The organism is Actinomadura sp. 3N508, assembly GCF_044326375.1.
Classification (GTDB): domain Bacteria; phylum Actinomycetota; class Actinomycetes; order Streptosporangiales; family Streptosporangiaceae; genus Spirillospora.
This window is the reverse complement of sequence record NZ_JBIRAX010000003.1, coordinates 166,542-181,022: the sequence shown is the minus strand read 5'-3', so window position 1 is coordinate 181,022 and position 14,481 is coordinate 166,542. Positions and strand designations below refer to the sequence as shown.

General features: G+C 69.9%; 16 protein-coding genes. 13 read left to right on the top strand and 3 right to left on the bottom strand.

The genetic code is table 11. From position 1 onward, the window contains the following. Positions 1–10 precede the first annotated feature (10 nt). Genes ACH34S_RS12165 through ACH34S_RS12150 form a run of 4 tightly spaced genes read left to right on the top strand, consistent with a single transcriptional unit; the run spans position 11 to position 3,166 of the window. Entirely contained in the window at positions 11–757 is a 747-nt protein-coding gene (locus ACH34S_RS12165; RefSeq protein ID WP_395952647.1) for a dienelactone hydrolase family protein, read from the top strand. Next, positions 754–1,608: an alpha/beta fold hydrolase gene (locus tag ACH34S_RS12160; protein WP_395952646.1), complete on the top strand. Its 855-nt coding sequence runs from the start codon at positions 754–756 to the stop codon at positions 1,606–1,608. The genes ACH34S_RS12165 and ACH34S_RS12160 overlap by 4 nt, the downstream gene beginning before the upstream one ends. Then, a complete protein-coding gene (locus tag ACH34S_RS12155; RefSeq protein ID WP_395952645.1) occupies positions 1,605–2,480 on the top strand; it encodes an alpha/beta fold hydrolase in 876 nt (291 codons plus the stop codon). Before ACH34S_RS12160 ends, ACH34S_RS12155 begins: the two co-directional genes overlap by 4 nt. Next, complete coding sequence (locus ACH34S_RS12150; protein WP_395952644.1) at positions 2,477–3,166, top strand: class II aldolase/adducin family protein; 690 nt, start codon at positions 2,477–2,479, stop codon at positions 3,164–3,166. Before ACH34S_RS12155 ends, ACH34S_RS12150 begins: the two co-directional genes overlap by 4 nt. Before the next feature lie 298 nt (positions 3,167–3,464). Here ACH34S_RS12150 and ACH34S_RS12145 read toward each other — a convergent pair whose 3' ends face one another. After that, entirely contained in the window at positions 3,465–6,284 is a 2,820-nt protein-coding gene (locus ACH34S_RS12145) for a penicillin acylase family protein (protein ID WP_395952643.1), read from the bottom strand. A 710-nt stretch (positions 6,285–6,994) separates the two neighbouring features. Here ACH34S_RS12145 and ACH34S_RS12140 point away from each other — a divergent pair. From ACH34S_RS12140 to ACH34S_RS12125, 4 genes are all read left to right on the top strand, one after another. Beyond that, positions 6,995–7,348 (top strand): peptidase inhibitor family I36 protein, encoded by a 354-nt coding sequence (locus ACH34S_RS12140; RefSeq protein WP_395952642.1) that lies wholly within the window; start codon positions 6,995–6,997, stop codon positions 7,346–7,348. A gap of 295 nt (positions 7,349–7,643) precedes the next feature. Beyond that, positions 7,644–7,955 (top strand): hypothetical protein, encoded by a 312-nt coding sequence (locus ACH34S_RS12135; protein ID WP_395952641.1) that lies wholly within the window; start codon positions 7,644–7,646, stop codon positions 7,953–7,955. 222 nt (positions 7,956–8,177) lie between these two features. Beyond that, the gene (locus ACH34S_RS12130; RefSeq protein ID WP_395952640.1) at positions 8,178–8,438 is read left to right on the top strand and encodes a hypothetical protein; all 261 of its coding nucleotides are present in this window, start codon (positions 8,178–8,180) and stop codon (positions 8,436–8,438) included. Between the two features lie 357 nt (positions 8,439–8,795). Next, the gene (locus ACH34S_RS12125; RefSeq protein WP_395952639.1) at positions 8,796–9,026 is read left to right on the top strand and encodes a hypothetical protein; all 231 of its coding nucleotides are present in this window, start codon (positions 8,796–8,798) and stop codon (positions 9,024–9,026) included. Between the two features lie 105 nt (positions 9,027–9,131). On the opposite strand, the gene ACH34S_RS12120 is transcribed toward ACH34S_RS12125, so the two are convergent. Further along, entirely contained in the window at positions 9,132–9,611 is a 480-nt protein-coding gene (locus ACH34S_RS12120) for a helix-turn-helix domain-containing protein (protein ID WP_395952638.1), read from the bottom strand. Positions 9,612–10,150: 539 nt separating this feature from the next. Here ACH34S_RS12120 and ACH34S_RS12115 point away from each other — a divergent pair. From ACH34S_RS12115 to ACH34S_RS12105, 3 genes are all read left to right on the top strand, one after another. Beyond that, positions 10,151–10,342, top strand: a complete 192-nt coding sequence (locus tag ACH34S_RS12115) for a hypothetical protein (protein WP_395952637.1) — start codon at positions 10,151–10,153, stop codon at positions 10,340–10,342. A 73-nt stretch (positions 10,343–10,415) separates the two neighbouring features. Continuing rightward, positions 10,416–10,580 (top strand): hypothetical protein, encoded by a 165-nt coding sequence (locus ACH34S_RS12110; protein ID WP_395952636.1) that lies wholly within the window; start codon positions 10,416–10,418, stop codon positions 10,578–10,580. Beyond that, positions 10,580–11,485: a hypothetical protein gene (locus ACH34S_RS12105; RefSeq protein ID WP_395952635.1), complete on the top strand. Its 906-nt coding sequence runs from the start codon at positions 10,580–10,582 to the stop codon at positions 11,483–11,485. Before ACH34S_RS12110 ends, ACH34S_RS12105 begins: the two co-directional genes overlap by 1 nt. A gap of 11 nt (positions 11,486–11,496) precedes the next feature. On the opposite strand, the gene ACH34S_RS12100 is transcribed toward ACH34S_RS12105, so the two are convergent. Continuing rightward, complete coding sequence (locus ACH34S_RS12100; protein ID WP_395952634.1) at positions 11,497–11,733, bottom strand: helix-turn-helix domain-containing protein; 237 nt, start codon at positions 11,731–11,733, stop codon at positions 11,497–11,499. Positions 11,734–11,916: 183 nt separating this feature from the next. Between ACH34S_RS12100 and ACH34S_RS12095 the strand changes: the two genes are divergently transcribed. Both ACH34S_RS12095 and ACH34S_RS12090 read left to right on the top strand, forming a co-directional pair. Continuing rightward, positions 11,917–13,266 carry a YqaJ viral recombinase family protein gene (locus ACH34S_RS12095; protein ID WP_395952633.1) on the top strand — a complete coding sequence of 450 codons (1,350 nt, stop codon included), beginning with the start codon at positions 11,917–11,919 and terminating at the stop codon, positions 13,264–13,266. Further along, a complete protein-coding gene (locus ACH34S_RS12090; RefSeq protein WP_395952632.1) occupies positions 13,263–14,312 on the top strand; it encodes a recombinase RecT in 1,050 nt (349 codons plus the stop codon). The genes ACH34S_RS12095 and ACH34S_RS12090 overlap by 4 nt, the downstream gene beginning before the upstream one ends. Positions 14,313–14,481: the final 169 nt, after the last annotated feature.

The following is a 14,481-nucleotide window of genomic DNA, read 5'->3' as shown; positions in this document are numbered from 1 at the left end:
AGACACCAGCATGAACGAAGCCGCTTGGACGACATTCCCCGCCGGCGCCGACGAGATCCGCGGCTATCTGGCCCTGCCGTCCCGCCGCCCCGGCGGCGCCCCGCCGCCGGTGATCGTCATGGCGCACGAGAACCTCGGCGTCACCGCCCATCGGGAGCGGGTCACCGAACGCTTCGCCGCCGAGGGCTTCGCGTGCCTGACCGTCGACCTGTACAGCAGGATCGGGGGCCGCCCCCCGCAGGACTACACCACCCCCGAGGAGCGCCGCGCCAAGGCGTTCCTCGCCGCCCGCGACGAGCAGGCGCTGCCCGACCTGGAAGCGGGCCTGGACCACCTGGCCGGACGCGACGACGTCGACGCCTCCCGAGCCGCCGTCGTCGGGTTCTGCCTCGGCGGCGGCCTCGCGCTCGCCTGGGCGACCCGGACCGACCGGCTGGCCTGCGCCGTTCCGCTCTACGGACTGCCCGAACTGCCGCCGTCCTACAGCCCCACCGGCCAGGTGCGCTCCCGCATCGCCATCGCCGACGCAGTCCGCTGCCCGGTCCAGGCCCACTTCGGCGGCGCCGACGAGGTCATCCCGCTCGACCAGGTCGCCCGTCTCGGCGACGCCCTCAAGCGGTCCGGCCAGGAAACCGAGATCCACGTCTACGACGGCGCCGGACACGCCTACCACGACGACACGCACCCCAACCACCATCCCGAGGCCGCCCGCCTGACCTGGGAGCGGACCCTCGCCTTCCTGAGGAAGCACCTGTGAGCCTGTGGACCGACCTGCTCGGCGCCCAGATCCGGCATGTCACCGCGGCGGGGGTGGCGACGCGCGTCGCCGATCTCGGGACGGGGGACCCGGTCGTCCTGCTGCACGGGCGCGGCGGCCACCTGGAGACCTTCGCGCGCACCCTGCCCGCGCTCGCCGCCGCGGGACACCGCGCGATCGCCGTCGACCTGCTCGGCCACGGGCTCACCGGGCGGTCGCCGTCCGGCTCCTACACGGTGGAGGCGCTGACCGATCACGTCCTGGCCGTCCTGGACGCGCTCGGCCTGGACGCCGCCGACCTCGTCGGCCAGTCCCTGGGCGGCTGGGCGGCCGCGCTGGCGGCGACGCGCGCGCCGGAGCGGGTACGGCGGCTCGCCCTCATCGAACCCGCCGGGCTCCAGCCCGAGGCCGAGCGGCTCGCCGACCCCGCGGTGAAGGCGGCCTACGAACGCGGCGGACGGGCCTACGCCGAACCCACAGCCGAGGCCGTCCGGACCCGGCTCGCCGGCCTCCTCGCCGACCCCACCGGGGTCGACGCCGAACTCGTCCAGGTCCGGACCGCGCTCTACCGCCCCGAGGAGGCCCGGCGCGTCCACCTGCTGGTGCGAGCCGCCGACAACGCCCCATCCCTTCTCACCCCGCAACGGCTCTCCACCCTGACGGCGCCCGTCCTCCTCATCCGCGGCGAGCACGGGCACACCCCCGTGGCCGTCGTCGAGGCGGCGGCCCGCGCGATCCCGAACGTCCGCCTCCTGACCGTCCCGGCCGCCAAGCAATGGCCGCAGTACGAGCGGCCCGACCTCGTCAACGCCGCCCTCAACGACTTCCTCGACAAGGAGAACCCCGCATGACCCTGTGGACCGACTCCCTCGGCGCCGAAACCCGCTTCCGCGACGCCGCCGGCTGGCGCACCCGCTCCATCGAGGCAGGGGAGGGCGACGCCGTCATCCTCATGGGCGGGCTCACCGGCCACGCCGAAGGATTCCTGCGCAACGTCGTGCCGCTGTCCGAGCGCGGCCTGCGCGTGTACGCGATCGACGTGCTCGGCCACGGCCTGACCGCCCGCCCCACCGACGTCACCTACCACGCGCCCGTCTTCACCCGGCACCTGATCGGCTTCCTCGACGCCATCGGAGCCGAACGCGCGCACCTGGTCGGCCAGTCCCTCGGCGGCTGGATCGCCTTCCACACCGCGCTGAACCACCCCGACCGCGTCGGCAGGCTCGTCTCGGTCACCGGCGCCGGTCTGCTGCTGTCCGATCCCGGACGCGCCGCCGAAAGCGAGCGGGTGCACGCACAGGTCAAGGCCGTCACCACCAGGGCGGCGTCGGCGCCGACCCGGCAGAGCGTCCGCGAACGGCTGGAATGGCTGATGCTGGACCCCGCGTCCGTCACCGACGAACTCGTGGAATGCCGCTACCGCTACTACACGCTGCCCGGCACCGAGGACGCGCTCGCCAAGCTCGTCGCCGAACAGCCCAGCGAGGCCAACCGCGCCTACATGCTCGGCGAGGACGACCTCGCCCGGATCGACCACGAGACCCTCGTCCTTTGGAGCGACCACAACCCCACCACCCCTGCCGAGGTCGGCCGCCGCGCCAGCGAGATCCTGCCCAACGGCACCTTCGACATGATCACCGACGCCGGGCACTGGCCCATGTTCGAGCAGCCCGCCCAGTTCAACCGCATCGTCGGCGACTTCCTCGCCAAGGACGCGCAGTGACCCCTGCCGACGAGGTCTCCATCGGCTGCCGCGTGCTGGCCGCGCACGGCAACGCCGACCTCATCTGGGGTCACCTCTCCATTCGCGACCCCGGCGGCGCGGGCGTCTGGCTCAAGGCCGCCGGCTACGGCATGGAGGAGATCACCCCCGACCGGGTCGTGCTCATCGACCGTGACGGGACGCGCCTGCGCGGGGACGGGCGCGTTCACCTCGAATACCCCATCCACACCGAGATCATGGCCGCCCGCCCCGATGTCGGCGCCGTCGTTCACAGCCACGCCGAGTCCGCCGTCGCCTTCGCGGCGACCGGCCTGCCTCTCCGCCCGGTCGGCCACGAAGGCACCCTGTTCTGGCCGCCCGACATCGCCCGCTTCACCACCACCGGAGACCTCATCCGCGACCGCGCCCTCGGCAGCGCGGTCGCCGAAGCCATCGGCGACCGCAACGCCCTCCTGCTGCACAGACACGGCCTGGTCACCGCCGGCCCCGACGTCCCGACCGCGGTCCTGACCGCGATCTTCCTCGAAAAGGCGTGCCGCCTCCAACTCCAGGCAGCCGCGGCCGCCGACACCTACGACCACTCCGACGAGGCCGAGGCCCTGGCCAAACGCGCTCGCTGCTACGCCCCCGCACAACTGGACGCCGCCTGGTCCTACCTGGTCCGCCGCCTGGCTTCCAGCGCGTGAGATCCGCTGCGTATCGGTTCTGCCGGCGCAGGTCGCCGAACTCGGCGGGAGCGTCAAGATCGTCGCAGGAGTGTGGTGGAGCACCCCCTGGCCCAGGACACCGAGCACCACAGCTACGACCCGGACCAGTTCTGCTACGAGCTGCTGCGGTCGCGCATCCTGGACGGAACGTACGTACCGGGGTACAGGCTGGTCATCAAGGAACTCGCCCGGGAGACCGGGCCAGCACGGTCCCGCTGCGCGAGAAGCCCTGAGACACGGCCGTGCCCCGGCCGGGACGGCCGGGGCACGGGTGCGGTCACTGCTGCCGGAGGGGCGCGAACTGCGTCACCGAGTGGGTGGCGCCCTTCAGGTCCGACGGGTACATCCGGATCGGATAGGTGTCATTGGTCAGCCAGCCTGGCAGCAGGTTCTGCTCGAACTCGCCGCCGAGGTCCTCGCTGGAGCCGCCGAACAGCGAGTCCACCCCGCGCATGCCGAGTGGTGTGGCCTGGTGGACGCCCCGCCGGACCGGGACGAAGGTGAAGGTGAATCTGTCCGGCGAGTCGGCCCTGATCGGATGGCTGGACGCGTCCACGATGCCCGCGCCGCCATCGGCGGGAATGCCCGGCAGGCCGGGCAGCGGTGAGGTGAACCGATTGCCCTCCGACGGAACGGAGTACGGCGCGCCGAGCGGCGACGGGAAGTTGTAGCGGTGCAGCTTGCCCCACCGGTACGCGCTCTGGTCGGTGGAGTTGCCGAACGCCTTGGCGAAGTCGTCGCCGGCGGCCAGGTTCAGCGCGTCCCGGACGCTGCGCAGCACCAGCAGGTCGCGCCGGTCGTCCGGGTCGGCGACGTCCGGCACGGCGAAGAAGTCGATTCCGGACCGGCCGACGCCCTTGCGCTCGTCGAAGTCGACCAGGAGTTGCCGGATCGCCGGCAGCGCGTAGAAGTCGGCGGGCGCCGGAAGCTTCGGCGAGATCTGCGCCAGGTGCTTGTCGAAGACGTTGATGAGGAACCGGCCGCGCCACAGCGTGTAGAGCGTCGCGGCGACGCTGTTGTCGATTTCGTGTTGCGACGGCTTGCCGAGCTTGCCGTTGCGGTCATTGCCGTCGTATCCCTCCGGGATTCCGGTCGGGTAGGTGAGGTCCCACTTGGCCAGCCGGTTCACCGCCTCCGCCACGCGCGGGTCCGCGGCGAGCGCGGTCAGTTCCGCGTTCTTGCTGCCCTTGGCTCTCTTCAGCGCGCCGGTGATGAATGGTGTGAAGAGCCGTCCGTCCACCGACGATGTGTCGGACTGCATGGTGACCACGTCGTCCGACGTGATCCGGCCCTTGGCGACGGCGGCCCGCAGCATGTCGGTGATGCGGCCCGCCCGGGTCCCGGTGTGGAGGAAGCCGAGGTAGGAGATTCCGCCGCCGGGACGGAGCTGGTTGAGCATGTCGTTGTCGAACGAATTGCCGGTCGGGTCGTTGTTCGCCGAGACGATGAACCCGGCGGGCGGATTGACCACCTGCGGAAGCTCACTGTTCGGCACGATCTCGTACGGCACGGCCTGGTTCGGCTGCCGGTTGGCGACCGGGAGCCATTCGTTGCCGCCGGTGCCGTTGCGCAGCAGATAGGGCGGGTTGCCGTTCACCTTGCCGGCCTGCAAATCCTCCCGGATCGGCACCTCGGTGTTGGTGAGGTAGGCGATGTTGCCCTTGATGTCGGCGTAGACGAAGTGCTGCCCGCCCATATCGAACAATGTCAGCGCGTCGCGGAACTCGTCGTAGTTCCGCGCCTTGTCCAGCAGCCGGAACGCATCGAGCTCACGCGTCACCGAGTACCCGGTGTACTGCACTGACAACGCGGTCCCGGTGGCCTGGTCGACCGACAGCAGCGGCCCGTTGTTGCGGCGCGGGACGATGTACGTCTGCGCCGGGATCCCGCCGCCCGCCGGCACGGGCGTGATCGCGTCCTGCCGGCCGGGGGTGCGGGCGTTCACGCGGTACGACTCGTCGATGGCCACGACCGGCTCGAGCTTGCCCTTGTACAGGGTCGACAGCCCGCTCGGCGAGGCCGGGTCGGGCCGGACCTGCTCGACGTAGGTGTCGCTGACGTCGACCGCGTGCTGAGTGGAGCCGAACGCGATGTCGCGGTTCTGGCCGAGCACGATGAACGGAGCGCCCGGGACGCTCACGCCCTGGACGTTGTAGCCCCCGCCGTCGTAGCCGATCGGATGCATGATCGATGGGGCCTCCTGGCCCAGATGCGGGTCGCTGGCGAGTAGCGGCCTTCCGGTCGCCGTGTGCCGCCCGCCGATCACCCACGAGTTCGACCCCCGGTCCGCGTCGCGGCGCAGGATGTCGGCGAGCAGTGGCGTCTTCTCGGCCTTCTTGAGATAGTCGGCCGCCAGTTTCGCCGCGACGCCGGACACGCCCTTGTTGCTCTCCACCGGCCGCGAGCCACCACCCGGGTCGGCCGGTTTGCCGGTGGAATCGAAGACGGGCGAGGCGTTGGTGAACGCGGCGAACGGGGACACGTCCTTGAACACGGCGGCGTGGCCGTCGAATCCGGCCGCGTTGTACGCCTGGACCTGTGCCGTCCGGTCGATGTCGAGATCGAACGAAAGGCTGAACGCCAATATCTTGGCGACCGTCAGGCTGTCCAGCACCGTCCAAGGCTCGACCTTAGTCACCTGGACGGCCGCATATTGCGACGGCAGTTTGTTCCGCGCGATCCACGAATTCACGCCGTCGGCGTACGCCTTGAGCGCCTCCCGCGTCTCGCGCGACTGCGCCTGGAAACTGCGTTCGACGGCGCGGCGCACTCCCAGCGTGCGCATCTGGACGTCGCCCGGAATGGCCGAGCTGCCGAGCAACTCGGCCGCCCGGCCGGACGCCCGCTTACGGGTCAGGTCCATCTGGAAAAGCCGGTCGTCGGCGTGGACCCAGCCGTTGACGAAGAAGAGGTCGTGCGCGTTCTTCGCCTTGATGTGGGGAACCCCGTCGACATCGCGCACGATGAATGCGGGGTCACGCAGACCGGGTACGGCCACACGCGTGGTGTCGTCCGCGTGCACCGTTGCTGGTGCCGCGACCAGCAGACCGGTTGCGAGTAGGCCGGCCGAGATGAGAGCGACGCGTGTTCTACGCATCGAGTGCTCCTTACCCTCGAAGAAGGACCTGCTGTCCGCCGTGGGTGGGCCGCTGCCGGTCCCCCTCGGCCCAACACACTTCGTCCGAGGACGCCGGATGGATGAAATTTGAACCAACCGGTCGTCAGCGCTCATGCAGAAAGGTCGCCCCTGCGTCAGCGTGGACCAGGCCGGGGCGCCTCCCAGGTACTCCTGAGAAGTGCCGCTTCCAGGTCCACGACCTAAGAGACGGCACATGCCGATGGAGTCTTCGGCCTCACACCTTCTTCAACGCTTCCGCAGCAGGGTGACGCAATTGATGACCCGCGGGCACAGCGGGCTTCATCTCAGATGGATAAACCAGGAGATGTGGATATTCAGCGACAAGCGTGGCAATATGCGGCGGCTCACCGCACGTCTGCGGGAGCTCTGCCGCCGGGGAAGGTGATCAGTAGCCAGTTCGGGCGCAGCGAGCGGTGGGAGAGGCCGAACAAGCAGACTGGACGCGCTGGGCGGCTCGATGTACCGAGGCTGCCATCCGCTCCACGTTGACGCTCTGGCCTTCTGAGGACGTCCTGGCCTTGACGTACCTGTGGCCGTCATGACCGGTTGCTGCCGTGGATATGGGGTCGTGGTGGTGGCGGGCATCAGGTCGGACATGCAAGTTTCGTCACTGAAAGTAGTCGTTCAAGCACTACAAGTGGCAACATCTCACCAAAGGAGCCAACCTCATGCGCCCGATCGCCACCGGTCTTGCGGTCCTGGCCGCGTCCACCGTGCTCACCGCGACCGCCTCCACCACGGCTTCGGCCGCCACCGCGGCCAGACAGGATTGCCCGGACAATGCCGTCTGCTTCTGGACGGGCCCCTACTTCACCGGCCAAAGGTCGGTCCGGCAGAACCCGGCACCGCCCTCGGTCTGCGCCAACATCCCCGGCCAGTACGCCCGGTCAGTCGTCAACCACACCGGCTACACGCGCATCATGTACCACGACCCGAACTGCGCGCCGCCCTCGCAAGTCGACGAGATCGGCCCGGGAGAAGAACGGGAGGACATCGAGCCTCCCGCGCAGTCCTGGAGGTGACACTCGGCCTCCACCGCCGGGCACCGGCCCCGCACCCGTCTGCTGGGCCGGCGCCCGGCCGGGCATCGGCACCGATAACGCTGGCCGGGGGCCACAGGCAGCCGCCCCCACCCAGTCGGACAAGGCACGGTGCACCTCGTGCGACGACACCGCGGCGTGGCAGCACCGCTCCGGCCAGCCCGCCGTCGGCTACCGGGGGTGCGCGAACTTCGGGCTGGGGTTGCCTGAGGGTTCGCGGTCGTCGCGGCGGTATTGCGGTGCTGCGTGCCGGTCGGATGTTGGTCATATCCGGCCGGTGCTGATCGACGAGCGGATGGGGCGCGAGGACGGCTCGATGCAGCGGCGCTACACGCACGTCACGCAGGCGATGCGCGGCGACCTGAACGACGAGTTGACGGCGCGATGGGAGGCGTCCCTGGCCGCCGGGTATGCCATATCCGCGAACTCGCCGGTGGCCGCGCTGGACGAGCTGCTGCGAGCCCGCCAGCGGGCGAGGAAAAGAGGCGATCGGAAGATCGTCCCACGGAATTCCCGTAGGGATCCATTTCTGTCCTGCGTGCTAGGCCGCAAAAGCGGGCCTGGCCTGTGTCGGGACGGCGGGATTTGAACCCACGACCCCTTGACCCCCAGAGGGCTACCAGGGGTCCACGCCAGTCCGCACAGGCCGTTGACGTAGGTCAGGGTCCGGTCAAAGTCCAGACCAGACGCCCCGATCCACGACCGTCCGCCCCTTCCGTGAGACGGATGTGAGACGGATGTGAAACGGGGCGGCCCCGGACACGGTGAGCCGATCACCGCCCGGGGCCTTGATCCGAAGAGGCCCGGACCCATGAGTAAGCTGCCAGCCGACCTCGGCCCGTACGAGACAGAACAGCAGGCCGCCGAAACGACCCGCGACGCCTACGCGCACCCGCACGTCCCCGGCCACATGGGCGCGGCGAACCGGGCTCGCCTCGCCGCGGCGTGCGAGGCCGCCGGAGTCGAGCTCGGCGCCTACGATCTCCGCATCCTCGGGTGGCTCGCCATCTGGGAGCCCGAAGTGGTCGCGTCCATCGCTGGCATCATCTCCCGCGCCAGAACGGCCCCGTGAGCGTGGGGAGTGGCGTCCGGGGGCTGACCACAGAGGCCCTGGCGTGGTGTCGCGAGGGCCCGTCGCGTTTCGGAGCGTCTGCAGGCGCCGGCCAGACGGGCTGGGCCGCAGTGCTAGCAGAAGGCTCTGGGGACGCTCGCGGCCGCGCTCCTCAACGTCGAGCACCCGCGGCATGACTATGCGCCGCCGGCCCAGCTCATCACTCCGCGTATCGAGGTCAATTCGTCACGCGTCCGTAACGTCTCGTTTCAATTACGGTCAATCGGCCTGTAGCCAGGCACCCAATCCAGGGCGTCCAATACATGCACAGCTGGGGGTATGGCGATTTCGGAGGTCGTATTTGCAGGGGAGGCGTGAGTGCGAAACCTGATGCTCCTCGGCAGCGGAGTCGCAGCCATGCTCGTGTGGTTGCTGGCGCCGCTACCCGAGAGGGTTCGTCTGCCGGTACTCGCCTGGGCGGTCGTCGTCACGACCGTGTGGCTTATCAAGTCCGAGCGTCAATCGGAGCCCAGCTACACCGCCGGCTTCGTGGACGGCTACGACGCGGCAACAGGGGGCAGGAAAGCGAGCCGCACGCACACTGCGTAGCGTGCTCAGACGACAGGGCCCCGGCGCAACGTGCGCGCCGGGGCCCTTCACGTGGTCAGTCGATCCCGATGTCCGCCCACTCGCCTCTGGCCAGCTCCTCGGCCGTCAGCGCTGACTGGAGATACCGAGCTTCCGCCTCGCGGCCGGAGATTCCGTAATCGGAGCCATCACCTTGCCCATCGCCTTCTGCGGCTCCTGCTGAATCCAGTCGTACAAGGCGTCGAGGGTCTCCTCGGGATGCCCGCGGATCCACGTCAACACTTGATCCCGAGTTCGGACCGGCGCCTGGACACCGCCGAGCTCCTCCGGACGGAAGAAGCCGACCAGCACCGCCAGTTGCGGCGCCGGCGTCTCCATAGCGTCGGCCAGCATCCGCAGAGTCGCCCAGTCGTCGGGCATCCGCAGCCCCCGGCGCCAGAACCCGATCGTGGAGTTGTTGATGCCGATGAGGTCCTGAAGATCGACGTTGCTCATGCTTCGAGCGGTCATTTCCGCCTCTAGCCACTCCCCGAAGCGCGCGGCGGCTTCGGCCTTGGCCTCTTCCCGGCGTCTTCGGGTTTCTTGCATGCGCTCTCGATCGGACATCGCTCCCACCCTCTGAGGTCTGAGTCCGCGCCGATGCAGACGGTAGTCGCTAGCACAGCGCTGCGCCGGGGGAGGACGCTAGCACGACACGCGATCTGCCGGACTTCTCCCCAGGTCAAGCAGCACAATCTTTCCGGACTGCTACACCCTCGTTCCGCTTTGGCGCAGAGCGGGAACTCTCGAATCTCTCGGCTATTGCGCAGAGTCAGAGCACTGTCCTAGTCTCTGGGCACACGCAGAGCTGATCGAGGGATGAATGCATTGGGCCTGACCCCAGAAGAGCGAACCGAGCGAGCGCGCCAGGCATCGCTCGCCTCATGGGAGCGAACAACGGATCGGGCCGAGCGGACCAGGCCGGCCCGGGATGCAGCCCTGGAACGGTTCAAGAACCAGGTCGACCCTGACCGGACCTTGCCGGGCGCCGAGCGAGACCGGCTAGCCCGTGAGGCCATGCAGGCCTTCTTCCGCGCCATCGCCGCCAAGTCCGCCGAGTCGCGACGAGCCCGCCGTGCCCTCCGGGAGACAAGCGGAGCGCCGCGATGACCTCCCTCACCTGCCAGCGCGCCTTGGCCGAGACCTGGGCGACCACGGCGCGAGAAGTCGCCGAAAACGCGCACGCACCGGCGCCGAAGCACATCGCCCGACTCGTCCCGCCATTCGTCGGCCAGGTCGAGCACCTCATCACCCGCCACACCGAACGTGACGGGCGGGAGCACACCACCGCGGCGTAAACGGCGAACGGCTCCCAGACCACGAATCCGGGAGCCGTTCCAGGCCGTGACCCGCAGACAGGAGAAACGGGTCGTGAACAAGAGTATGCAGCAGCAGGCCAACGCCCCCAAGCGCGGCCGTCGCAGCGCGCAGGACACCACGTATAAGCGCCTGGCCGACCACCGTCAGCCCCTGCCGGAGACGGTCGTCGCGCGTTGCGCCGACACCAGCTCCTCACACGGGTTCCGGACCGTCTGATGCCGCGCATCGAGTACGTCCCGCGAAAGTTCAGCGCCGACAGCAAGGCGATCATCCGGCGCGCGAACGAAATCTGCGCCGACTACGCCGCGCAGGGCTACGACCTCACCCTCAGGCAGTTGTACTACCAGTTCGTCTCGCGCGACTGGATCCCGAACAAGCAGTCCGAATACAAGCGGCTCGGGTCGATCGTCTCCGACGCGCGCCTGGCCGGCCTGATCGACTGGCACTACATCGTTGACCGCACCCGGAACCTGCGGGGCCTGTCGCACTGGGACGACCCACGGCAGATCATCGACGCCGTCGCCGCGCAATACCTCACCGATAGATGGGCCGACCAACCCGCACGGGTCGAGGTGTGGATCGAAAAAGACGCACTCGTCGGCGTGATCCAGCGGGTCTGCAACCGCAGCGACGTCCCGTACTTCTCCTGCCGCGGCTACACCAGCCAGTCGGAACTGTGGAGCGCCGCCCGCCGCCTGACCCGCTACGCCGAGGCCGGCCAGGGCACCGTGGTCATCCACCTCGGCGACCACGACCCAAGCGGGATCGACATGACCCGCGACATCGCCGCGCGGCTCGCCCTGTTCGGCGCGGAGGCCGCTGAGGTGCGGCGGATCGCTCTGAACCGCGACCAGGTCGACCGGTACCAGCCGCCGCCGAACCCGGCAAAGCTCACCGACTCACGGGCCCGCGGCTACGTCCGCGAGCACGGAACGTCGAGCTGGGAGCTCGACGCGCTCGACCCCGCGACGCTGTCCGACCTGATCGAGAACGAGATCAGCGCGTGGCGCGACGACCGGCTGTGGGCCGCAGCGACGCGGCGGATGGAGAAAGAGAAGGCGCTGCTCGGTCAGGTGTCGGCGCGGTGGGGCGAGGTCCGGGCGCTGGTCGGTGACCAGTGAACGCGCGGCGGTCACAGCCCCTGCCGGGCCTCCTCCTCGCTGAGCACCCCCGCGGCGACCATCGCTTCCAGGATGGGGCGGTCATATGCCTCAGCGAAGGCGCGGACGGACTCGATGCGCGGGGTCGCGCCCTGGGGCCATTTGTTGAGGCTGGACGGGTGGCGGCCGATCCGGGCGGCGATCTCCGATTGGTTCTCGGTGCCAGCGTGCTCGACCACGTACTTCCACCACGTCCTGTCCTCCGCCATGGCGGCAAGTGTATGGCCACACCCGCGACACCCGCGGCAGGCCGGCGGAGCCCACTCGGCGAAATTGTGGGCGTAACCACAATTCCCTCTTGTGGCCTGTGGTTGCTCCCACTATGGTTGTGGCCACACCCATAGACATGCAGATCAGAGCATGTCTTCCTCCCTGGAACTGAGGTACCCGCCTTGTCTCAACCGTCCGCGCAGCCCCCCGGCAGCCGGGGGACCGCCGTCAAGGAGCTGGCCCGCCGCCACCAGGCCAGCCACCCGCACCGCTCCCGCAGGCCGGAGCTGGCTACCCCCACCGGCCGGCTGCTGCTGCCGCCCCGCACCCGCAAGGCCGCCTGGGACGCCGCCCGCGCCCGGCGGATGACCGCCTCCCGGATCGCGGCCTGCATGGGCCTGGACAACTACTCCTCCCCGCTGACCGTGTGGCACGAGATGCGCGGCACCCGCCCCGACACCAAGCCGGCCCGTGTCCACGAGGCCGCCCGGTGGGGACAGCGGATGGAACCGGTGATCGCCGAGGCGTTCGCCGAGGAGTCTCCCCACGGGATCCGGCCCAACCCCGGGATGCTCGTCCATGAGGCCGCCGACTGGATGGGCGCGAACCTCGACTTCCTGGTCGTGGAGGCCTGCGGCTGCGGCAGTCACCAGCCGGGCATGCCCGCCGAACCAGGTGAGGTCGCGCCGTGCTGCGACCCGAAGACGTGTGAGGCGTGCTGCGAGCACTGCCCGACCTGCCCGAGCCTGGCCCGCGGCCGCCGCCGCCGCTCCAAGCTCCGCCGCCACCGCGCCGCCGCTCCGCAGGCCACCGCGCTCCTGGAGTGCAAGCAGAGGTCCGCCTACCAGGACCACGAGTGGGGCGACGACGAAGACTCCATCCCCGACTCGGTCGCGATCCAGGTCCACTGGGGCCTGGCCGTGTCCGGCCTGAACGCCGGGTACGTCGCCGTCCTCCTCGGCGGGAACCAGCTGAAGTGGTACCGGATCCAGCGGGACGAGGAGTTCCTCGCCTCCCTCGTGGAGTGGGCGAAAGGCTGGTACGACACCCACATCGTCGGGGGCGTCGAGCCCGCCGTGGACGGGTCCAGGGCCACCACCGAACTGCTCAACCACCTGTGGCGGGTCAAGCCCGGCACGGTGACGCTGCTCGACCCGGAGGAGACCGGCCGACTCAAGGCCGCCAAGGACACCATCAGGGGCCGCATCAAGGCCGAGGAGGAGAACCTCCGCGAGGTCGAGAACCAGCTCCGCCGCTCGATGGGCGACCACGAGATCGGGATGGTCGACGGGCACAAGGCCGTGTCGTGGTGCCAGAACGGCACCTTCAACAAGACCCGGTTCACCGAGGACCACCCCGACCTGGCCGCCGAGTACGTCACCACCGCCGAGGTGTTCGACCTCGACCGTCTCAAGGCCGAGCAGCCTGACCTGTACGGGCGGTACCGCGCCCGCGTGCTCCGCACCCACAACCCGCCCAAGACCAAGACCAGGCCGAAGGCCGCCAAGGCGAATGCGGGGGCCTCCGAATGAGCGCGCTGAAGGACCGCGTCCGCCGCCTGGTCATCCCCGGCCAGGGCCACGACGCCAACGGTGACCGTCCCGCCCCCGGTGAGGGGGCGGGGCCCGCCCCGACCGTGAACCCGTTCAACCCCACCGGCACCGGCCAGGGCCAGAGCCGCCCGCAGGGGCTGCTCGGGCACGCCGACCAGCACGCCGGCGGCGGCCTGGTGAACCTGGCCACCCGCGACGTCCTCAAGGGCTGGATCGACGCGCACTCCCCGTTCTGGGCCGAGTCCCTCCCCGACTGCGTGAAGCCGGGCGCGTTCGCCGCCGCCGCACTCACCGCCCTCTACAACGACAACCGGCTCCAGCGCTGCCACCCCCAGTCAGTGCTGATGGCCCTGGTGCAATCCGCCTACTTCGGGCTCCTCCCCGACGGCAAGCACGCCGTGATCGTGGCGCGCGGAGGTCACGCCGAATTCATCCCGATGTACCAGGGCTACCTGGACCTGATGTACCGGTCCGGGCTGGTCAAGAGCGTGGTGTTCGACCACATCCGCCAGGGCGACACCTGGAGGGTGGACCAGGGCAAGCCCGCCCCCGACGACTTCACCCACAACAAGAACATCGTCCTGCCCGGCGCGCCGCTGGTGGCGTACTGCTTCGCGTGGCTGCCCGGCAACGTCCGCTCCCAGATCCACTTCTGTGACCGGGCCCGCGCCGAACACATCCGGGACGAGTGGTCCGAGGACTACAAGCGCGCCGAAGCCGCGGGCACCTTCGACAGCCTCTGGCACACCCGGTTCACCGACATGTGGCTCAAGACGGTGGTCCGTCAGGCCGCCAGGGGGTTGCCGACCTCCCCGGAGATGCGGCAGCTCATGGACTACGAGGACCAGGCCGGCCGCCGGGACCGGGTGCCGCCCGGTGTGGTGAACCTGCCCCGCGAGGCGTGGGCCGCCACCAACGCCGATGACCTGGCCGCAGACGCCCACCACGCCGCCCAACAGGCCGCCAGGGATGCCGCCGAGGAGACCGGCCAGCAGTCCGAGCAGGACGCGGGGGACCGGCCGTGAGGCGGCCCCAAGCACCGCACAGCCGCACTGTGCCGCGGCTGCCGGGGCGGACCGGCGCTCACAACGCCCGCCCCGCCGAGAGCGGAACCGACCCCGCCCCGGGGCGTGCGGCCCCGGGCTCCTACGTCACCCCCGCGACGCCGGAGACCGAGGCCGCACGACCCACCTA